Source organism: Clostridium estertheticum (assembly GCF_026650985.1).
Classification (GTDB): Bacteria; Bacillota; Clostridia; order Clostridiales; family Clostridiaceae; genus Clostridium_AD; species Clostridium_AD estertheticum_C.
The window spans coordinates 4604332-4625172 of sequence record NZ_CP086239.1; the positions used below are offsets into that span (position 1 = coordinate 4604332).

The 20841-nt window shown below is 30.0% G+C and carries 20 protein-coding genes and 1 other annotated feature; of the genes, 10 read left to right on the forward strand and 10 right to left on the reverse strand.

From position 1 onward, the window contains the following. The first annotated feature begins 130 nt into the window (after positions 1-130). Genes LL038_RS22010 through LL038_RS22020 form a run of 3 tightly spaced genes read left to right on the forward strand, consistent with a single transcriptional unit; the run spans position 131 to position 3488 of the window. Entirely contained in the window at positions 131-2431 is a 2301-nt protein-coding gene (locus LL038_RS22010; protein ID WP_216120762.1) for a hypothetical protein, read from the forward strand. Between the two features lie 58 nt (positions 2432-2489). Beyond that, the gene (locus LL038_RS22015; RefSeq protein ID WP_216120764.1) at positions 2490-2756 is read left to right on the forward strand and encodes an EscU/YscU/HrcU family type III secretion system export apparatus switch protein; all 267 of its coding nucleotides are present in this window, start codon (positions 2490-2492) and stop codon (positions 2754-2756) included. A 42-nt stretch (positions 2757-2798) separates the two neighbouring features. Continuing rightward, positions 2799-3488 carry a metallophosphoesterase gene (locus LL038_RS22020; RefSeq protein ID WP_216120766.1) on the forward strand — a complete coding sequence of 230 codons (690 nt, stop codon included), beginning with the start codon at positions 2799-2801 and terminating at the stop codon, positions 3486-3488. 160 nt (positions 3489-3648) lie between these two features. On the opposite strand, the gene LL038_RS22025 is transcribed toward LL038_RS22020, so the two are convergent. Beyond that, the gene (locus tag LL038_RS22025) at positions 3649-4527 is read right to left on the reverse strand and encodes a DUF2225 domain-containing protein (protein WP_216120768.1); all 879 of its coding nucleotides are present in this window, start codon (positions 4525-4527) and stop codon (positions 3649-3651) included. Positions 4528-4764: 237 nt separating this feature from the next. Between LL038_RS22025 and LL038_RS22030 the strand changes: the two genes are divergently transcribed. Beyond that, positions 4765-5556, forward strand: coding sequence for a GTP pyrophosphokinase (locus LL038_RS22030; RefSeq protein WP_216120770.1), 792 nt, complete (start codon positions 4765-4767; stop codon positions 5554-5556). A gap of 47 nt (positions 5557-5603) precedes the next feature. On the opposite strand, the gene leuS is transcribed toward LL038_RS22030, so the two are convergent. The 5 genes from leuS to LL038_RS22055 all read right to left on the reverse strand — a co-directional run bounded on the left by leuS (position 5604) and on the right by LL038_RS22055 (position 11154). Then, positions 5604-8066, reverse strand: a complete 2463-nt coding sequence (gene leuS / locus LL038_RS22035) for a leucine--tRNA ligase (RefSeq protein WP_216120772.1) — start codon at positions 8064-8066, stop codon at positions 5604-5606. Between the two features lie 120 nt (positions 8067-8186). Continuing rightward, positions 8187-8422, reverse strand: a binding site (T-box leader). Positions 8423-8519: 97 nt separating this feature from the next. Then, positions 8520-9023 carry a hypothetical protein gene (locus LL038_RS22040; RefSeq protein WP_216120774.1) on the reverse strand — a complete coding sequence of 168 codons (504 nt, stop codon included), beginning with the start codon at positions 9021-9023 and terminating at the stop codon, positions 8520-8522. Between the two features lie 25 nt (positions 9024-9048). Next, positions 9049-9681, reverse strand: a complete 633-nt coding sequence (locus LL038_RS22045; RefSeq protein WP_216120776.1) for a J domain-containing protein — start codon at positions 9679-9681, stop codon at positions 9049-9051. Then, on the reverse strand, positions 9665-10606 hold the full coding sequence (locus LL038_RS22050; RefSeq protein ID WP_216120778.1) for a DUF5685 family protein: 942 nt from the start codon (positions 10604-10606) through the stop codon (positions 9665-9667). Before LL038_RS22050 ends, LL038_RS22045 begins: the two co-directional genes overlap by 17 nt. After that, a complete protein-coding gene (locus LL038_RS22055; protein WP_216120779.1) occupies positions 10606-11154 on the reverse strand; it encodes a class IV adenylate cyclase in 549 nt (182 codons plus the stop codon). Before LL038_RS22055 ends, LL038_RS22050 begins: the two co-directional genes overlap by 1 nt. Before the next feature lie 308 nt (positions 11155-11462). On the opposite strand from LL038_RS22055, the gene LL038_RS22060 reads away from it, so the two are divergent. Then, positions 11463-12506, forward strand: a complete 1044-nt coding sequence (locus tag LL038_RS22060) for a nucleoid-associated protein (protein ID WP_216120783.1) — start codon at positions 11463-11465, stop codon at positions 12504-12506. A 310-nt stretch (positions 12507-12816) separates the two neighbouring features. On the opposite strand, the gene LL038_RS22065 is transcribed toward LL038_RS22060, so the two are convergent. The 3 genes from LL038_RS22065 to LL038_RS22075 form a co-directional block, all read right to left on the reverse strand. After that, entirely contained in the window at positions 12817-13764 is a 948-nt protein-coding gene (locus tag LL038_RS22065) for a ketose-bisphosphate aldolase (RefSeq protein ID WP_216120785.1), read from the reverse strand. Positions 13765-13890: 126 nt separating this feature from the next. Next, positions 13891-14271 carry a DUF4363 family protein gene (locus LL038_RS22070; RefSeq protein WP_216120786.1) on the reverse strand — a complete coding sequence of 127 codons (381 nt, stop codon included), beginning with the start codon at positions 14269-14271 and terminating at the stop codon, positions 13891-13893. Next, entirely contained in the window at positions 14268-14957 is a 690-nt protein-coding gene (locus tag LL038_RS22075; RefSeq protein WP_216120789.1) for a DUF421 domain-containing protein, read from the reverse strand. Before LL038_RS22075 ends, LL038_RS22070 begins: the two co-directional genes overlap by 4 nt. A gap of 126 nt (positions 14958-15083) precedes the next feature. Between LL038_RS22075 and LL038_RS22080 the strand changes: the two genes are divergently transcribed. The 4 genes from LL038_RS22080 (at position 15084) to LL038_RS22095 (ending at position 19383) form a co-directional block, all read left to right on the forward strand. Beyond that, complete coding sequence (locus tag LL038_RS22080; protein WP_216120791.1) at positions 15084-16742, forward strand: nucleoside kinase; 1659 nt, start codon at positions 15084-15086, stop codon at positions 16740-16742. A gap of 600 nt (positions 16743-17342) precedes the next feature. Then, positions 17343-18020, forward strand: a complete 678-nt coding sequence (gene sdaAB / locus LL038_RS22085) for an L-serine ammonia-lyase, iron-sulfur-dependent subunit beta (RefSeq protein ID WP_216120793.1) — start codon at positions 17343-17345, stop codon at positions 18018-18020. A 99-nt stretch (positions 18021-18119) separates the two neighbouring features. After that, positions 18120-18995 (forward strand): L-serine ammonia-lyase, iron-sulfur-dependent, subunit alpha, encoded by an 876-nt coding sequence (gene sdaAA, locus LL038_RS22090; RefSeq protein ID WP_216120795.1) that lies wholly within the window; start codon positions 18120-18122, stop codon positions 18993-18995. Between the two features lie 58 nt (positions 18996-19053). Continuing rightward, positions 19054-19383 (forward strand): hypothetical protein, encoded by a 330-nt coding sequence (locus LL038_RS22095; RefSeq protein ID WP_171295621.1) that lies wholly within the window; start codon positions 19054-19056, stop codon positions 19381-19383. 164 nt (positions 19384-19547) lie between these two features. Here the strand turns inward: LL038_RS22095 and pssA are convergent, their stop codons facing one another. After that, the gene (gene pssA / locus LL038_RS22100; protein ID WP_216120797.1) at positions 19548-20060 is read right to left on the reverse strand and encodes a CDP-diacylglycerol--serine O-phosphatidyltransferase; all 513 of its coding nucleotides are present in this window, start codon (positions 20058-20060) and stop codon (positions 19548-19550) included. 260 nt (positions 20061-20320) lie between these two features. On the opposite strand from pssA, the gene LL038_RS22105 reads away from it, so the two are divergent. Beyond that, a complete protein-coding gene (locus LL038_RS22105; RefSeq protein ID WP_216120799.1) occupies positions 20321-20752 on the forward strand; it encodes a CBS domain-containing protein in 432 nt (143 codons plus the stop codon). Positions 20753-20841 lie beyond the last annotated feature (89 nt).

Here is a 20841-nt window from a genome sequence, read left to right on the forward strand (position 1 = left end):
TGATTTTGAAGGGAAAGTTAATATTTATAGAAAATTATTAATATCCCCTTCAAAAAAATGGTTTATATACGATAATAAAATATTGATGACTTTTTAAATATTAGTAACTTAAACAAATGGGAGGTGGCTTATGGCGATAATTAGCAATAATCCAATTTTGCAAAATCCTTTAGCTAAAAAAGCTTTTAGTAAAATATCCTTCGAAGCTGGAGAGAAATTTAATGCAAGAATAGTGAGTGTAGATCAGCAAAAAGGAGAAGTTAATTTAAAATTATTAGATGGATGGCAATTTGCGGCTAAGCTAGATAAGCCACTAGAACAAGGGACTAGCGGTAGTGTGTTGAATTTTGAAGTAGAAGGATTCGAAGAGGGAAAGCTTAAAATAAAGCTAGTATATGAGGATAGTAAAAACGTAGAAAATGACATTTTAAAAGACAATCATAGTGGAAAATCATTAAGTACTGACAAAACAGATGCTTTACTTTTTGAAAAAATGATAAAACATGATATGCCTCTAACTAAGGAGAATATAACTGATATAAAAAACTTAGTTGATTTCAAAGGGAAAATATCTTTAAATGGGGAAAAAGAGGATGCTTTTATAACTAAATATATTGAAAGTAGAAACATTGATCCAAATAGTGCTAAAGCAAATGAAATAACAAAAGTTTTAAAAGATTTTTTTGTAGTTTTAAAGAACCTAAATGTTGATGAGATATTATTATTTAAAGAAAATAATATTGGTTTTACTAAAGAAAATCTTGAAAGCTTTATAAAGTTATTTAAGGGCGATTCAGCTATATATAACAATTTAAAAGATATTAACAACTATCTATTTAGCAGTGGAGAGAATAAAGATATGCAAGGGTCGATAAAGCCTTCAGCAGTAAGTCAAAATCAGAATGGTATTACAATGGCTAAAAATAATGAAAGAACTAGTACAGAGGAATCATTTATAGATAGTAAAATTGATAATAGTAATTTTAAAGAAGTAGTTAGTCTAATAAACAAAGAACTTAAAAATTTAGGTATAAATCATACAGTTTCAAGTTCTATTATTGAAAGTTTAGAATCAGGTGAAAAGTTGGAACAAGGTGAAAATTTACAACAAGATAAAAACTTGGAACCAAGCAAAAATTTTAAATTACAAAATGAAAGTTTTAATAAAAGCGAAATTAAAACTTTAGTGGACAAAATTTTAAAAATGGAAGATATAAAAATAAGCCCAGATAGTAGTACTAAACTTATAGGCAGTTTAGAAAAAAAATTAAATACAAGTGAAGTATTTATAAATACTAAGTCTGGTAATAATTTTAAAGAAGTAGTTAGTCTAATAAATAAAGAACTTAAAAATTTAGATATAAATCATACAGTTTCAAGTTCTACTATTGAGAGTTTAGGACCGGATGAAAGTTTAGGACAGGGTAAAAAATTGGAACAAGTTGAAAATTTACAGCAAGATAAAAATTTGGAACCAAGCAAAAATTTGAAATTACAAATTGGAAGTTTTAATAAAGGAGAACTTAAAACTTTAGTGGACAAAATTTTAAAAATGGAAAATATAGAAATAAGTTCAGATAATAGTAATAAAATTATAGATAATCTAGAGGACAAATTAAACACAAAAGAAATTGGGATTAGAGGTAAGAATTTAGACAATATAAATCAAAATGGAGAGATTCCTTTGAATAAGTTGGATAAAGTTATTGTTAGTGAAAGCAGAATAGATAATAAAAGTTCTGCAAACACTAAGATTAATGGTTATGGTAAAAACAATTCACTTAACGAAATTATAAATATGATAAAAAAAGAATTGAATTTTTCAGATATAGATAAAAAAGTTATAGATAACGTGGAAAAAGAGATAGCAAAAACAACTACGGATATACTTATTAAGGATCAAATCAAATTAAAGACAGGTGAGATTAAAGATATAGTTAAGGATATTATTCAAAATAAGCTTAATCTTAAACCAGAGACTTATGAAAAGGTTATGGATATGTTTAATCAAAAACTTAATGATATAAAAGTATTTAATTCTATTTCCCAGCAGTATTATTATTTGGATCTGCCTATAAATGTTAAAAATGATGAGTATCAACTTAAATTAATCATTAAAGATGATAGAAATAAAGGTAAAAAGATTGATAGTACAAATGTAAAGATTGCTACTAGTATAAAAACAATAAATATGGGAACAGTTGATGCATATATTAAAATTAGTAATAGTAGTATGAATATAGATATTAATTGCGATAAAATTTTTGTTGAAGTTTTGGATATTAGCAAGGAAAAGTTAGTTAAGGATTTATCAAGTTTAAGTTATAGAGTTAGTATTAATGTAAATAATAAGATTAATGAGTTTACGTTAGCAGAGTGTGGGGAATTTTTTAATGATAGAAGTTTTAATGCAATCAATATAAAGGTATAATATAAAAGTATAATATAATTAAGGTGTTTAAGACGATTAGCATATGAGGTGTGTTAAAATGAAAAAGATAAAAAAAGCTACTGCAATAAAATATGAAAATGGATATGATGCTCCTATAGTAACGGCAGCTGGAATAGGTTACATTGCAGATGAAATTCTTAGAACTGCACAGGAGAGTAAGGTTGCCATAGTACAAAATGAAGAATTAGCAAATTTGCTCTCAAATGTTGATATAGGATCGGAAATACCCGTAGAATTATATGATGCAATAGCAAAGGTCATTGCTTATGTTATGGATATAGATGCATTGATGAAAAAGAATTAGAACTAAAAAAAGAATATAGTGTAGTTAATTAGGAGGTATATTATGGCATTGTGGGCAATATCAGATCTTCATTTAGCTATCAATTCAGATAAACCTATGGATATATTTGGAGAAAAATGGAGCAATCATCATGTGAAAATAAAAAAAAATTGGATTAACAAAATTTCTCCAGATGATACGGTGCTAATTGCGGGAGATATTTCGTGGTCCATGCATATGTCTGAGGGCATGGATGATTTAGATTGGATTCATAAGCTTCCAGGAAGAAAAATACTTATCAAAGGAAATCATGATTATTGGTGGAGTGGTATAACGAAGCTTAATGCTCTCTATGAAGATATGAATTTCATTCAAAACAATTTTTTTAATTATAATGATGTTGCTATATGTGGAACACGGGGATGGAATTGCCCGGGGTCAAAACAATTTTCTATTCATGATGAAAAAATATATAATAGAGAATTAATAAGACTGAGAATTTCATTAGATGCAGCGATTAAGAGTGGATATAAGAAATTTATTGTAATGCTTCACTATCCACCTACTACGGATAAGTTTGAGGAAACTGAACTTATCAGTATAGTAAAAGAATATAATGTTTCAAAAGTAATTTATGGTCACTTGCATGGGCCATCTTTAAATAGGTTATATGAAGGAAATATAGAGGGCGTTGATTATATAGTAACGTCTTGTGACTACTTAGAGTTTGATCCTTTAAAAATATTAGAATAAAATATAAGTTAATGCAATGTGTATAATTAAGAGCAATAAATTTGTTTATGTGGATAACTTATTAAATAATCGGAGGCACACAAAGATAATAACAAGTCAAATAATCACGTTTGAAAATGTGAGTATACTGACTTCTTGTTTATTTTTATGTGCCTTATTATTATTTAAACAATTTGGAAAAAAAACTGGATTTTTTGGTGGTTTCTAATGGTTCAAAGTTTTCTGTAGAAGATTTGTTTGAATTATCAGTATCGGCTAATAAGGCAGCAGCTTCTTCTTTGATTAGGTCTTTCATGTCTCGTGCAAGTTCTTTTAAATTTTGTTTAACATTAGGGGTTGTTATAACATTGCTAAACCAAACTAAAGAATCTTCTGTATGTCCAAGGCGTCTATTTAATTCTCCAATAAGGTACATAGCACTGTATTTATCCATGCCATAGATGGGGAATGCTTCGGCGTAGTATGCATCACTAAGGCCTTCTAGAGCTTGGCTTAAAAATACTAGTTCGATTTCTCTAGAGGCCTGCGTATCTATTAGCCTGTACATCCAGGCAAGTTTCATGCAATTTATTGCTTTCTTACTAGATTTTGCATTTGTTATAACATAATTTAAAAGAGATAATTTATATCTTTCAATAGCAACATGAACATCATAAACTTCTGGGTACATTCGTCCATGCCACTTGCTTGATATAGATTTTTGTACTTGCTCTATTTCTATACTTCGTATAGTATAGAAATCTGTTTTCATAGCTGCATATCCGCAAGAATTACAAACCCATACATCATAGAAATAAGGATTAATTAATGAGTACCTAATAAAAAAATCACTGTCTTTTTTTATCATTCTATAAGCAGAGGATTTTACTGTTGCAGCCTTGAATACGTGGTTACAAACAGGGCAAGTAACCTCTTTATTGTATAGAAAAGATTTTTCCTTGCTTTCTTTTACGGCTTCAGTTTCTTTGTTATATATGTTAATATGGTCAATATTATCAAATCCCATATTCTCTAGACCGGAAAATATATTTTTATCCATTTAATCACCTCAAAATTAGATTTAATGTGGTATGATTAGTTATATAATTTACTATATTTTACTTAATAAATTGCTATTATAGTAATTTAGTAGTAAATTAATTATAACAGAAAATTAATTATAACAGAAAATTAATATAAATATAATATTAATGTAAAACGTAACCCCAAAAATCTGACATGTTAATTATAAACCTTAAAAGAAGGAACATGAAATATTATGTAAAGGACTGAGGATATGGCAATAAGAGAGTGGAAGAGATTTCTAATTCCTTATGAACAGGGTGTGGAGGAGTTAAAGGTAAAGTTCAGAAGTATAAGAAGAGAATATAGACGTAAAAATGACTACTCACCTATAGAATTTGTTACAGGGAGAGTCAAAGAGATATCTAGTATCCTTGAGAAAGCTAATAAATTCTGTATTCCTTTGGACAGAATTGAATTTGAGATGGAGGATATAGCTGGAATAAGAATAATGTGCCAATTTGTTGATGATATTGATAAGGTGGTAAATTTAATTCGCGAAAGACGTGATATGCAGATAGTTTATGAAAAAGATTATGTTGCAAATGTGAAAGGTAGTGGATATAGAAGTTATCATATGATTATAAAGTATCCTGTGAACTTAGCTGGTGGTCAAACTGAAATACTCGCAGAATTTCAAATCAGAACACTTGCAATGAATTTTTGGGCTACGGTTGAGCATTCTCTAAATTATAAATATAAGCATGATATTCCAGAATATATAAGAAAAAAACTTAAAAATGCTGCAGATGCTGCGTTTCAACTAGATGAACAAATGCTAGAAATTAAAGATGAAATTAAAGATGCACAAAAACTATTTGAGGTAAAATCTAATTTGGTATCGGATATAATGAATAATATACTTATGTTATCATCTCTTGGAAAATTAATGGATGCAACTAGGTATAGAGAACAAATAAACAAGTTATTAGAAGAAGGAGAAGTTTTTGAACTTAGTAGTTTACTTCGTGCAACTCAAAAAACATTAGACATGTATAAGGCATAATCAAAAGGGAGTAGAACATTTTAAATAAAATGTTCTACTCCCTTTTTTTAAGAAACTACTATATTAACTAGTCGTCCTTTGATTACAATAACCTTGCGCACAGTTTTACCTTCAAGAGCGGCAATGAATGTTTCATCATTTAAAGCGGCTTGCTTTATACTTTCTTCATCTAAACCTTGAGCTATAGTTATTCTAGATTTAATCTTACCATTTATTTGAATGGCAATCTCTACTTCATCTTTAATAAGAGCACTCTCATCAAAGGTAGGCCAGCTTTGGTTAAATATGGAGTAATCCATACCTAATGTCTCCCATTTCTCTTCTGAAAAGTGAGGAGCGAAGGGAGCTAAAAGCTTAAGATAATCTATAAGCACTTCTTTTAATAATTTACTGTTTATACTTTCGTAATTAACATATTTTGATACAGCATTTGTAAGTTCCATAAGTCTTGCAATTGAAGTATTAAATTGAAGTTTCTCAGTATCTTCAGTAACACCTTTTATTGCAAAATTTCTCCAATAGTTCAATTCTTTCTCATTAGCACCGATAGAAGTTACATTATTAGTGTTTTTTAAAATTTCGTCACTTCCGGTGTCTACAGCTCTTTCAATTCTATCAACAAACCTTGATATAGCTTTTATACCATCATCACTCCAAGCGCCACCCTCAGTATAGCCAAAACCAAACATTAGGTACATTCTAAATACATCTGCTCCAAACTCTTTTATGTACTTGTCTGGTGAGATTGTATTCCCTTTGGATTTACTCATCTTTAATCCATCTTCTCCGAGTATTAAACCTTGGTGAGTAAGAGATAAAAATGGTTCATCAAAGTTTAAATATCCCATATCTCGAAGAGCTTTTGTGATAAATCTTGCATAAAGTAGGTGCATGCATGCATGTTCAGGACCACCTACATACTTGTCTACAGGTAACATTTTGTTTATTAAGTCTGTATCAAAAGCCTTTTCACTATTTTTATTATCTGCATATCTTAAATAGTAGAAAGAAGAACAAACGAATGTATCTAAGGTATCAGCCTCTCTATGAGCCGGGCCTCCGCATTTAGGACAAGTTACATTAATAAACTCCTCACATTTAGCTAAGGGTGATTCGCCGTTTGGTGTAAATTCCACATCATAAGGTAACTCTACTGGTAGCTGAGCCTCAGGTACAGGAACAGTTCCACATTTATCACAGTGAATTATTGGAATAGGTGCGCCCCAATATCTTTGCCTTGAAACTAACCAATCACGAAGTCTAAAGTTTACCTTGCCAGAACCTAAATTCATGGTTTCTAATTTCTTAACTATTGCTTCTTTTGCGTCTTTTGTAGATAAACCATTAAATTCTTCACTATTTATAATTTTACCATGTTCAGTATAAGGAAGTTTTTCATCGTCATCATTCTTGCTTTTAAAACCAACGATTACTCTTTCAATAGGTAAATTGTATTTAGTAGCGAAGGCAAAATCTCTATCATCATGAGCTGGAACAGCCATTACGCAACCAGTTCCATAAGTGTTTAGAACGTAGTCTGCAATCCAAATAGGAACTTTGCGTCCATTTATAGGGTTTATAGCATAAGAACCTGTAAATACACCAGTTTTATCCCTTGTAATAGATTGTCTTTCTATGTCGGTTTGTTTCCTAGCATCATATTTATAAGATTCAACAGCATCCTTGTATTCATCCTTAGTAAGGATGTCAACAAGATCATTTTCAGGGGCTATAACTACATATGAAACGCCATATAGAGTGTCTACCCTTGTTGTAAATACACTAAAGTCTACATCAGAATCTGATACCTTAAAAGTAACATCAGCACCAGTAGATTTACCTATCCAATGTCTTTGCATTGATTTAGTTTTTTCTGGCCAATCTAAAGTGTCAAGCATTTCTAGTAGTTCCTCAGCGTAGTCAGTAATTTTTAAAAACCACTGAGTTAAATTCTTTTTAGTGACTTCAGTGCCACATCTCTCGCAAGAACCATCTGCAAGTACTTGTTCATTTGCAAGAACTGTATTACAACTAGGGCACCAATTTACTGGGGCTTTTTTTCTATAAGCAAGACCCTTTTCAAATAATTTTAAGAATAACCATTGAGTCCATTTATAATAATCAGGTCTACAAGTTACAACTTCATGATCCCAATTAAACATAGCTCCCATAGCTTTTAATTGTTTTTTCATATTAACAATATTTTGCTCAGTAGAATCTTTTGGATGAACACCTGTTTTTATTGCGTAGTTCTCGGCAGGTAGCCCAAAAGCGTCAAAACCCATTGGTTGAAATACATTATATCCTTGCATTCTTTTCATTCTAGCCCAAGTATCTACAGGGCCATAGTTAAACCAATGTCCAGCATGTAATTGGCTTCCAGATGGATAAGAGAACATTTCAAGTACATATAATTTTCTTTCAATATTATTCTCATCAAATTTGTATAGATCCGTGTCTTCCCATTTTTGTTGCCATTTTTCATCTATGCCTGTATTATATTTTGCCATTAATATTCCTCCTTTTAATCTTTTAATCTTAAATATAATTAATTATTTTTTCTATATAGATTTTTGTGATTCAATGTAAAAATATGTATAATTATAAAATAAAAAAAACTTCCATCTCAAAAAAGAGACGAAAGTAATATTCCGCGGTACCACTCTAGTTAGGTTTTACACCTCACTTGCAAATATAACGGTTTTAACCGTACTTGTTTTTACAAGTAGGCTTTTACTTACGATGTAAGTCTATACTTACAAGTAAGTCCATAGGTAAGTTCATATTGTATCATTACTGCTTTGCAGCTAACAGCAGCTCTCTAAAAAATGATATAAATACTAATACTCCTAATCAAAGCTATTTATTATATTAGTGTCTGTTTATTGCTGGATTATTATCCATTATAATTTAAATAAAATTTTGTGTCAATACCATAAGCTCATGAGCACTTAGGGTATTTTTTATTTAAATTTTTTTAAGAGGTGTTTATTAGCATAAGCTATAAAAGCAGTAAGTGCATAATCATAGATTACAAAGGCAACCTCTACAATAATAAGGAGCAAATAAATATTTATATTTATATTTGGAATTTTTAGGAATAACATTTTATATATAAATATGATTATACCGAAGGTTATATTAAAATACAATAACTTTAGTACAATTTCTATAGGAATATTTCTTAGCTTTTCTACATAATATTTTACAAAACCATAGGAACCAAAAATCAATATATAGCTCAGGCCTATAAGCTTTGATGGTATAATAAATAAACTAAGTAAGGAAACAGCACCGTAGACTACAACAGTATTCTTTACTCCAGTAAGCATAATGGAAAGAGGAATAATGCAAGAAGCTATACATAGTACAGATAATCTGTTTGTAGGTATAACGGAAGAGATATATAGTAATATCAAACTAAGTGCTGCGAATATTCCACCTTTAGCAATATGGTTAGATTTCATAAAATCATCTCCTAAATTAATAGACTTAGCAACACGAAATAAGATCTCCGCCTAAACATTCACAAATGGTATCTGCACACCAGAGGTTAAGGCACATGTTACCCATACCGCCGGAATTGTTATTTGTCCTACCATAATAGTTATTTCTATAATTTGAAGATTGATTATTTAATTGATTAAAACTTTGTCTATATTCAACATTATTAGGTTCTTGAGTGCAGGCACGATTAATAAAAGTATAAGCACTATCATGCCAACCTTTTTTTAGGTGAACTGTACCCATTAAAAAATTCCACTCAGCAGTTTTTGTGTTCATTGAACCTAATTTCTGCTCAGCAGAGGGGAGGTTACCACTATTTATATCCATTCTTATAGATTGATATATATTGTTATTATTGTAGTCATTATTTGAACTTGAACCATTATTAGAAGAACTATAATTGTTTGATGAACTGTTATTATTAGAAGATCCATTGCCTTTCATAAGTGTATCATAAGCTTCATTTAGTTCTCTCATTTTAACTTCTGCCAAATCTTTTAATGGATTATCACCATATTGATCAGGATGATATTTTTTTGCTAGTTCTCTATAGGCTTTTTTAATATCTTCTTTAGACGTTCCTTCTTTTACACCAAGTATTTCATAGGGATTTGCCATTTTTATCTTCCACTCCTTTTAAATTATCAATAGTTTCTTTATTAAACACTTTATCCATTTTTTCCATGAGTCCTAGCTCTAGTATATTACTTAATATATCTTCATTTTTAATCAAAGGCAAATTATTCAAATATTTTAAGCACGAAGAGGCACAAGTAGCCAATATAAAATCAATTCTTGGCTTAATTAATATAGAAAAACTTTTGAAATCCAGATTATCTGTATTAAGTAATGAATTTATAGCATTAAAAGAATTACTTTTTATATCTTTTTCTAAGTCATCATAAGCATCTATAATATATATCCATTTACCTAAATTATATCCAAGCCAGTATAAATCATCTTTAAAAGAGGCTTCTTTATAATAGAAAGATATTATAAAACCTGTAAGATCAGCAAAGACATGCGATAACCCATCTATAGATAGCTGTTCATCTATAGATAGATGCTCATCAATGCCCATATCATTATGATTTGCCTCTAGAGTGTTTAGAAGTAACAGTTTGTCTTTTGTATACTCCATTACATCAGTATATGATAATTCTGCTTTTGGTAAATAGGTTTTTAAAAATATTGAATAAATTTTGCTCTTCATTGTTTTATTATCTTGGACATCATCTATTAGTTTATAATAAGCTAATGTAACATTGCAAAAAGCAGCGTAATCTAAAGCTTTATTATTATTTATCATAAGTCTTTTTTTTAATGGGTGTATTAAACATTTAAATTTAACGAAATTATATTTACTTTCTGATAAGGAATCCAAAAGTACTGCTAAAAATGTCATGTCAAAATTTAGAGTAAGTCTTGGAAGATTACCAAAATCATTTTTTATGGAATTACATAGACCACAATAATAAGCTTTGAATTTTTCGTAGTCTTTTATCTTCATTTCCATTTTACATGGAGTTACATATCCAAACATTATAGCTTTTCCATTAATTTTTTTGATTTTAATATTTCATAAATGCTTTTAGAGGTAGTATCTTCTAGACTGTAACCGAGTAATCTTACAACTTCTTCAATCTCAGGTTCTGATGCACTTTCAATTTCTATATAAGGAAAAGGACAGAATTCCTTCTCATTTATGTCGATTTCTATAAGAGTATTTTTATATTTATAGCTTTCTCTATATTTTTTAATAGACTGCATAAGCTCGAGGCCTAAGGCTTCAAATATTCCCCTCGCTGCAACTTCATCTTTAATTTCAGATTCATGCTCATCCATAATTTTGTATTTTTCTTGGCTTATAAGTTTTTTTGTGGTGATATAGTGAATAGTTGAATTTTTTAAATTATCTTTAACTGTACGTATTCTTGCATAGCCTTTACCGAGTAGTAGTCTTTTATCCGAGAAATCATAAATATTATTTATTTGATCCTCTTGTTTTACTTTTAAACAATTTAAACTTAATAATTTTTCTCGAATTTCATTAACATCAATGTCTATAATTCTAAGCTCTATTTCTTTCAAAATAATCCTCCTTGATACTCTAGGGTATATAATGATCAATCAATTAATTAACCATTAATTGTGATTATATCATAACTTAAATAAACTAACATTAATAATTCATTAAAATTATCAATTTTGATAGCAATATATGACTTTGTTATAATCATAAATACATAGTATAATAGTTAAGCACATTCAAATAAGTAAACTCATCTCTTTCAGAGCTGTTAACTAATCTCTTGTAGAGACGTTACAGTCCCTCATGAGATGCTTTAACTTGCGAATTATTTTCATGTGCCTTAGATAATTATTAAGGTGGTGTTTTTTTGGAGTATATAAAAGAAGTTAATATAAATGAGGCTATTATTCATGTTTTAGATAACAATGCAGATGAACCTATCTTGAATGAATATGCATTAGATTTAGATGAAGAAAAATATAATTTTATACTTAAACATATTCAAAAATGCTTAAAAGATGAAGACTTAAAATATGGGGTATTTTCTCCTGAGTCAAATATAGTAAAAGATTTATCTCAAGAATATTTAAATGGTGAGAATAATATACTCGCTGTTTCAAAGGAACTAGCAAAACAAATGTTTATTTTAATGAGAACTAAGGGGAGTATTCCTTCTTGCGATTTAATAGTAGTATCTTTTACTACGGAGTTTGGCCCAGTACTTGGTATATTTAAAATGGATTATATAAAAAACTATGTTCACATTATTGAGTTTGTGGATGAAAAATTAGGAATTGATATAGTGCCACAGTTTACTGGTCTACCTGGTAGTTCTCAAAGGATACAAAAATGCGCTTTTATAAAACCAATTAGAGATGAAAATAGTTTTGATTTAATGGTTATTGATAAAAGGAGCAAAACCAAGGATAATGAGAACCAAGAGAATGACTCAAACTATTTTATTAATAATTATTTAGGTTGCACGATTGTTGACAATGAAAGAGATGTCACTAAAAGTTTCGTAAAGGCAGTTGAAAAATTTACCCAAAATACTTTCGCAGAAAATGCAGATGAAGCAGAAGTTGTTAGAAGTGCTATAAAAAGAAAACTTCGGGAAGAAGATAATATTGATGTTAAAGAATTGTCGCAGCAGATATTTCCTGAAAATAATGAAAATAAGGAAAAATTTGTTGAGTTTATAGCACAGCAAGGAATTTGCGAAAATATTAGTCTTGATAAAGAATGGATAGATAAAAAATTAAAAAGAGTAAGACTCAAGATTGATAAGGATATAGATTTATATGTAAATGAAGAAACATATCATGATGATAGTCGCTTTGAAATACAAAGAAATGGTGATGGGACAATTAATATGGTTATCAAACACGTAAGCAATTACGTCGAGAAGTAGGGTGGAAAAGTATGTATCACTAGTAATGCATTCGCTTCGCTAAGAACTACTAATTATATTTTTAATTAATCTGCTAAAAAGCATAAACTCGCTGCGCTCAAACATATGCTTTTCTTAACGCATCTTAATTAAAAATATAATAAGAAGTTCTAAAGCTTGCTCAAATGCATTATACGTAATAGATACTTTTTTTGTGTATAAAACATTATAATTTTTGTACAATAAAAAGACTCACAGTAATATAATATACTGTGAGTCTTTTAGTTTTAATTACTTAAATTTAGACTAATCTAAATTATATTGATTTAAATTATTTAGATGAGTTAGAAGATCCTAAAACATTAGTAATTTTACCTTCAACTAATTTAGTTATATTAGTTCTTGCTTCTCCTAAATATTTTCTAGGATCTATTTCGCCAAGATTTTTTGTAAGTACTTTTCTTATTGAACCAGTCATTGCAAGTCTTAAATCAGTATCCATGTTTATTTTACAAACAGACATAGAAGCTGCTTTTCTAAGCATTTCTAGTGGGATTCCTTTTGCACCCTTCATTTCTCCACCAAATTCATTGATCATAGTAACATATTCTTGATCTACAGCAGATGCACCATGAAGAACTATTGGGAAATTATGAAGACCAGCAGCTTCTAATTTTTCTGTAATTAAAGTTAATCTTTCAAAATCAAGTTTAGGTTCACCTTTGAATTTATATGCACCATGGCTTGTTCCTATAGCTATAGCTAAAGAATCTATACCAGTTCTTGTTACATAATCTACTGCTTGTTCTGGATCAGTATATGTTGCATCAGCTGCTGAAACACTAACAGCATCTTCAACTCCAGCAAGTTTACCAAGCTCAGCTTCAACTACAACGCCTTTAGAATGAGCAAAATCAACTACTTCTTTAGTTGTTCTTACATTTTCTTCATAATCAAAATGAGAACCATCATACATTACTGAAGTAAATCCAGAAGCTATTGCAAGTTTACATTGTGCCAAATCTGAACCGTGATCTAAGTGAAGAGCTATATCAAGACCAGTGTCTTCTATAGCAGCCTCTACCATTTTTCTAAGGTAAGTTGGTCTTGCATATTTCATAGCGCCACCTGATACTTGAAGTATAACAGCTGACTTGTGAATTGCACAAGCGTCGATAACTCCTTGAATTATTTCCATGTTATTGATGTTAAAAGCACCAATTGCGTAATTTCCTTCTATTGCCTTTTCAAACATTTTAGTAGTAGTAACTAAAGCCATATTAATTCCACCTTTCAAATTTTGCAGGGACATTTATTGTCCCTGCGGGACTTTTTATGATTCCTTATAATTATAAGCTATAAATGGACTATTTTCTACCCTTTTACTATAAATGATATCTATAAATCAAAAAATATTGCTTATAGATACCTTTTCATGGGACATTATATGATCAACAAGATATTTCATAACATGAACAGTGGCTAATCCTTCTGACTTATCTTTAATTTTTATATATTGAGTTAATTTTAAAATCTCACTATCTATATTATCTAAGTCTTCATGGTGTGTATATATAGTTAAAAGTTTAGAAGTTTTCTTCCACTCAGCTATGTAGTTTAGTGATAATTTGTATGCATCTTGATACTTTTCTTTAATTATATAGCTCTCAAGAGTACAATTTAAATCTTGTAACTTGCTACATTTGACGTTTATAATATTTACAGATAAAAATATTCCTACCATCATTATAACGAACAAGCTAAAGGCTATCAAAACATTTTTCATTTTTTATTACCTTTCCCTTCTTTAAGTTGATAATAAAACTTATTTTTAGAGTCAAGCATTCCTATGAAGAGATCACTTGCATAGGAGATTTTATTTTTTTTTAATATATTTTTTAGCCAAGTTTCATCTTTTTCTAAAAGTTTTAAATTTTTATAATTAATGATACCATCCATAATCAAGGGTATAGGTAAAGACTCTTGAGTTATGGTTATATTTAAATCATCTTTTGTAGCCGTAGATTGACCGGTTTTTGGTAATATAGACAATGCACCACTAGTCTCCAAAATAGCATATTGGATATCGGATAAATTAAAATATCCTTTTAATCTAAGTTCTTCTAACAAATCATTAATATTAAATCTTTGATATCTTAGCTCTTTGACATCAATTTTGCCGTCTCTTATTAATATGCTGGGGGTACCCGTTAAGAGTTTCCTAGCCTTTTCACTTTTTAGCTCAATATAAGATGAAGCTACTTGCAGAAATAGCAAAGTAATTATTGGTATAATGGCATGTAAAAGTGGTATTCTTATATCTTCCATTGGAAAGGTTGCAAGATCGGAAATCATTAAAGCAATTACTAGTTCAAAGGGTTCAAGCTGACCTATTTGCTTTTTACCCATCATCCTCATAATAAATATTATTGAAAAGTATAAGAAAAAAGTTCTGATTACTAAAACAAGCACAATATCACCTCTTTACTATATAATATATATGGTTTGTTAAATCACGAAAATTATAAGGGGTAAATGATACATTTTTTTAAAATTACAGTATAATAGTACTAATAACTAAAAATAGGGGATGGGCAAATGGGCAGTTTCGATATAGTGCTTAAGGATGGTAGAAACGTAGTAGCCAAAGAGGGAACTACGTTAAATGATATTATTAAAGAAAATAATTTAAAAAATGATTTACCAGTAGTTCTAGGTAAAATTAATAATAAAATTTATGAACTAGGAACCGCTATTATGAATGGGGGTAATTTTGAAACTGTGGATATTGCTAGCAGAATAGGAATGACGACCTACGTTAGGACTCTTCAATTTGTATTGATAAAAGCAATTTCAGAATTATTTCCAAGAGCTAATATTTCTATAGAACATTCGTTAAGTAAAGGGTTGTTCGGAGAAATATATAAAACGCAAACACTTGACATTGATGATATATATGACATAAAAAATAGAATGAGTGAAATAATAAAAGCAGATATCCCTATAAGAAAAATAACGTTTTCCAAAGAGAGGGCAGTGGAGATATTTACGCAGTATAATATGCAAGATAAAGTAAAGCTTTTAAAATATGTTAACTCAAAGGAAATAAAACTTTATGAATTAAATGGAAGATATGATTATTTTTATGGACCTATGGCCTATTCAACAGGTATACTAAAAATATTTGATTTGATGTATTATGAGCCAGGTTTTATACTAAGATATCCGACTATGGATGACCCGGACAGACTTCCTAAGTTTAACAAACAAGAAAAATTAGCTAAAGTGTTTTATGAAGCAGCGCAATGGGGAGAAATACTAGGGGTTGGAAGTGTCGGTGCACTAAATGATGAAGTGGTAAATGGTGACATTGTTAACTTAATCAGGGTGGCAGAGGCGCTTCATGAAAAGAAAATCGCATATATTGCGGATATGATTCATAAGAGGAGATTAGCTAAACTAGTGCTTATAGCAGGACCATCATCTTCAGGGAAAACCACTTTTTCAAAGAGGTTAGGTGTTCAATTAACTGTAAATGGATTAATACCAACATTTATTTCGTTAGATGATTATTTTCTTGATAGAGAAACCACACCAAGAGATGAAAACGGTGATTATGATTTTGAATCTATATATGCTTTGGATTTAAAACTTTTTAACAAGGATTTAGAATTACTACTTTCTGGCGCGGAAATCGAAATACCAAGTTTTAATTTTAAAACAGGAAAGAGGGAATGGGTTAATAATAAAATTAAAATGCCCCAAAATGGAATTGTGATTGTAGAAGGAATACATGGATTAAATGAAATATTAACTTCATCAATACCTAAAGAGAGTAAGTTTAAAATATATATAAGTCCTTTAACGCAACTAAATGTAGATGATCATAATAGAATTTCGACAACAGATGTAAGAATGATTAGGAGAATAGTTAGAGATTATTTATCTAGGGGATATGGCGCCGAAGATACTCTTAAAATGTGGCCTTCTATAAAACGTGGAGAGGAAAAAAATATTTTTGTATTTCAAGAGCAGGCAGATGTAATGTTTAACTCTAGTTCAGTCTATGAGCTTTGTGTGCTTAAGAAATTTGCATTAGAAGAGCTTAATAAATTGGGTGAAGATAGCCCAGTATATTATCAAGCAAGTAAATTAAGAAGTTTCTTAAACTTCTTTAAAGATGTAGACAAAGACTTGGTTCCAGATAATTCAATAATCAGAGAATTCACTGGTGGAAGTTGTTTTTATCAATACTGATGCAATCTAACTATCCCATGGAGCTTCATCATGTAGGATATTCGGATAGTAGAGCATTCGTTAACAAACTCTAAGTTTATTTCATGAGAAATTTACTAACGCACTTATGAGGCAGCCTGTCTCAGAAGTGCTAGCACGACCTCTGGGTATTCCTTAGGGGGACATAACAATTATTAATTGTTATGCATCCTAGGCTGCATACGTAAATTTTTCACTCATAAACTAAGAGTTTGTAAAACTCACTATAGACTATCTGTCATACTCCTACATGATTTCATCTTTATGGGAGTTGCTTAGATTTAGTATAATATATTAAGATGAAAATATGAGGTTTCTCCGAAGTGACTTGCAATATGAAACGACGAAACTATTGAAATTTAATTTGGAAATTCTTCTTTTACGAATGTTAAATTCTCGTGAGACTGCACAGGAAGTGCAGTCTAGTGAACCCGAGACAGGACGTCGAGTGTGAGCGTCAGAGAATTTAATATGAGTAAAAGATTAGAATTTCTTAATTAAATTTCATGTTTTAAGTTCAGTTGCAATGCACGTTGGAGAAATTTTGATGCATGATATTTAGAGACGGTAAAGGAGGACAAAATGAAAAATTATAGTGCTTTTGATATATTAGGTCCAATTATGATTGGGCCATCAAGTTCTCATACAGCTGGTGCGGCGAGGCTTGCTAAGGTTGCTTCTATTATTGCGGGTAAAAACATAATGTCAGTCAAATTTGTGCTTCATGGGTCTTTTGCTAAAACATATAAAGGACATGGTACAGATAAGGCATTAATTGCAGGAATTTTAGGGATGGATCCTTGGGATGATAGGCTTAAGGATTCAATGAATATAGCTAAAGAGGAAGGACTAAATGTTGAGTTTGCTTTTGCAGATTTGGGTGATGTTCATCCGAATACTGTAAAGTTTGTTATAACGAAAAAAAGTGGTAGACTAATCAAAATTATTGGCTCCTCTGTTGGAGGAGGAAATATTTTAATATTTAATGTTGATGGAGAAGCGGTTGAGTTTACAGGCAATTATCCAACAATTATAGTTAGGCATAAAGATATTCCAGGTATGATTTCAAAAGTAAGTACTATATTATATGAGGAAAATATTAATATAGCATTTATGAATGTATATAGAAATAGTAGAGGATTAAACGCCACTATGGTTTTTGAAACAGATACTATAGTGGGTAAAGATGTTCTAAATAGAATTAAGTGTATGGGCAATATATATAATATAAGAGAAATTGCACCATTGGTAGAGTCGTAATAAAAGTAGAGATATTGGAGAATAATTAAGAGTAAGATAATTAATATTGCATCACAGCAGGTGATGATTTAACTAAAGATATTACGAGGGGGAAAAATTGTGTTCGTAAACAAAGGAATAGATCTTCTAAATATATGTAAGGAAAAGAATATACCAATTTGGGAATATACTATAATGTGTGAAATGGATGAGAGTGGGCTTTCACGAAGCCAAATTATTGAAAAGATGAGAAAAAATTTAAATACTATGAAAGAAGCAGCAGAATATGGGCTTACGAATGAAACTAGGTCAATAAGTGGGTTGATAGGAGGCGATGCAATTAAATTAAACAGGTATGCACAGGCTAAAAATACATTAACAGGTGAATTTATGATAAAAGCAATGGCAAGAGCTGTTTCTTGCTCAGAGGTAAATGCAACTATGGGTAAAATAGTTGCAGCACCTACAGCGGGCTCTTGTGGGATAATCCCAGCTGTAGTTATTACTGCTGGTGAAAAGTTAAATAAAACTGAAGATGACTTGATTAATGCATTATTTACGGCTGCTGGAATAGGTATTATAATTGCTAAAAATGCTACGCTATCAGGTGCTGAAGGTGGATGTCAGGCTGAATGTGGTTCGGCGGCAGCTATGGGCGCGGCCGCGGTAGTTGAAATGATGGGTGGAACCCCTGCTATGGCAATGGATGCAGCCGCTATTGTAATAAAAAACATATTAGGGCTAGTATGTGACCCAGTTGCAGGTTTGGTTGAAGTACCTTGCGCTAAACGAAATATAGCTGGGGCAGTAAGTGCTTTAACTACTGCAGATCTTGCTATGAGTGGAGTTACAAGTCGAATACCTTTTGATGATACAGTAATTGCAATGTACAAGGTAGGTAAGCAATTGCCTTGCGAATTAAGAGAGACTGCTATGGGTGGACTTGCAACTACACCTACAGGGCTAAAACTTGCAAAAGAAATTTTATCAAAATAAAAAATATATAACATAATTTAATTTATTTTATAATATAATTAAACTAAAAGGTGATTATTTGGCACATAGAAGAGTAGTTCAGAATTATTACAATGATATAAATAATCTGGCAGATGTATTAACTAAACTAGTTAATTCATATCGTTTATTAATAGGCGGAGCAAATGAATTAAATGGAATTGCATTATCTAAAAAAAGCGACGTTAAGGATGCACTTAAAAGAGCGGATGGGGTAGGAAATATTATAGACGAGACAATAAAGGTGTTAGATGATGCAAGTTATAGTTATATGTCTTATTGTAAAATGAAAACCGAAATTATGAAAAGCAAGCTTCAAATAGAGTATATAGAAACAGAAATTGATGAGGACTTAAGGTTAAAAGATTAAGGTAAGTTGTTTGATTTTACGTGAATCATAAGAATATTAGAAATATTAATTGGTACCTATTAGTTAAATACATAAAAAATGTATTTAACTAATAGGCATTTTTTGTATGATTAAATTAATAATAGAGATTTAAAATGAATTTTATATTATAATTCAAATCTTTGTCACATTTTTTTAATTTTAAATTTACTTACCATAAGGTAAGAGAGTATAAACATTATAATAATAGTAAGTGGGAAGTTATGCGGTGAGTTTAAAGTAACTAGAGCATAAAGTGCTACGAGTATTCCGGCTAAAGTAATAGGAATACCTGTATAAACATTATTAAATGTAGAGTTATTATATCTTGCTAGTCTATATGCACCAGCTACAGGGTATACTAAAAAACAAACATAACCTAAATTTCCAAGCGAGATGAAATCATATAAATTAAATATTAATACAGCCGGTGCAACTCCAAAAGATACTAAATCTGCTAATGAATCTAGTTCTTTTCCAAGTTCACTAGATACTTTTAAAAGTCGTGCTACTTGACCATCATATCTGTCCATAAGAGCAGCTAACAATATAAAAATTACAGATAACTTGTAATTAGCTTGAAATGTCATTAACAAAGATAACAAACCAAAAACTAAATTTCCAAAGGTAAGAATATTTGGTATAAAAGATTTTTCCACTAAACACCACTCCCTAAATAATAAAATTGCATTATAAACTTAATACTAGGTTAGCATATAATTTGTATAAAAGATATTTTTAATTATACAGTATTTTATAATAATAATAAAATATACAAATATTGCAGCGACCAAGGAGATGATTTTATGTTTTCTAAAAAAAATATAAGCAGAATAAAAAACATTAATATAAATTTTTCATTATGGTTAAAATATAATAATCGTTATCTAACATAAAGAGATATGAGGAGGATTATAAAATGAAAATTTCGGAAATAATGACTAAAGAAGTTATAAGTTTATCGGTAGATGATACAGTTGAACGTGCAGCCCAAATTATGAGAGAGTATAATATAGGATCAATTCCCGTAAATACAGAGGGTAGAGGAGTAGTTGGTATTATAACTGATAGAGATATAATTTTAAGATGTGTAGCAGAAGGTAAGGACACTAAAATACAAAATATAAGAGAAATTATGACTTCTAACCCAGTAGTAGGAGATGAAAATATAGATGTTAATGATGCTACTAGGATTATGGGTGAGAGGCAAATAAGAAGATTGCCAATTACTTCAAATAGTGAATTAATTGGGATCGTATCACTAGGAGATTTAGCATTAGAACCAAATTTAAAACAGGAAACTACAGACGTCTTGGGTGAAATTTCAATTCCTTGTTCACATTGTTTTTAAAGCCAATTGTAAATAAGTCTAATATTATTTAGTGAAAATCCACAAGAAAATGGAATCTTGTGGATTTAATTTTAAAGAGGTATAATGTT

What these genes read in the sequence shown, in the direction of transcription:
- LL038_RS22010 (WP_216120762.1), top strand. Translation starts at nt 131, where the DNA reads ATGGCGATAATTAGCAATAATCCAATTTTGCAAAATCCTTTAGCTAAA.
- LL038_RS22015 (WP_216120764.1), top strand. Translation starts at nt 2,490, where the DNA reads ATGAAAAAGATAAAAAAAGCTACTGCAATAAAATATGAAAATGGATAT.
- LL038_RS22020 (WP_216120766.1), top strand. Translation starts at nt 2,799, where the DNA reads ATGGCATTGTGGGCAATATCAGATCTTCATTTAGCTATCAATTCAGAT.
- LL038_RS22025 (WP_216120768.1), bottom strand. Translation starts at nt 4,527, where the DNA reads ATGGATAAAAATATATTTTCCGGTCTAGAGAATATGGGATTTGATAAT.
- LL038_RS22030 (WP_216120770.1), top strand. Translation starts at nt 4,765, where the DNA reads ATGGCAATAAGAGAGTGGAAGAGATTTCTAATTCCTTATGAACAGGGT.
- leuS (WP_216120772.1), bottom strand. Translation starts at nt 8,066, where the DNA reads ATGGCAAAATATAATACAGGCATAGATGAAAAATGGCAACAAAAATGG.
- LL038_RS22040 (WP_216120774.1), bottom strand. Translation starts at nt 9,023, where the DNA reads ATGAAATCTAACCATATTGCTAAAGGTGGAATATTCGCAGCACTTAGT.
- LL038_RS22045 (WP_216120776.1), bottom strand. Translation starts at nt 9,681, where the DNA reads ATGGCAAATCCCTATGAAATACTTGGTGTAAAAGAAGGAACGTCTAAA.
- LL038_RS22050 (WP_216120778.1), bottom strand. Translation starts at nt 10,606, where the DNA reads ATGTTTGGATATGTAACTCCATGTAAAATGGAAATGAAGATAAAAGAC.
- LL038_RS22065 (WP_216120785.1), bottom strand. Translation starts at nt 13,764, where the DNA reads ATGGCTTTAGTTACTACTACTAAAATGTTTGAAAAGGCAATAGAAGGA.
- LL038_RS22070 (WP_216120786.1), bottom strand. Translation starts at nt 14,271, where the DNA reads ATGAAAAATGTTTTGATAGCCTTTAGCTTGTTCGTTATAATGATGGTA.
- LL038_RS22080 (WP_216120791.1), top strand. Translation starts at nt 15,084, where the DNA reads ATGGGCAGTTTCGATATAGTGCTTAAGGATGGTAGAAACGTAGTAGCC.
- sdaAB (WP_216120793.1), top strand. Translation starts at nt 17,343, where the DNA reads ATGAAAAATTATAGTGCTTTTGATATATTAGGTCCAATTATGATTGGG.
- LL038_RS22105 (WP_216120799.1), top strand. Translation starts at nt 20,321, where the DNA reads ATGAAAATTTCGGAAATAATGACTAAAGAAGTTATAAGTTTATCGGTA.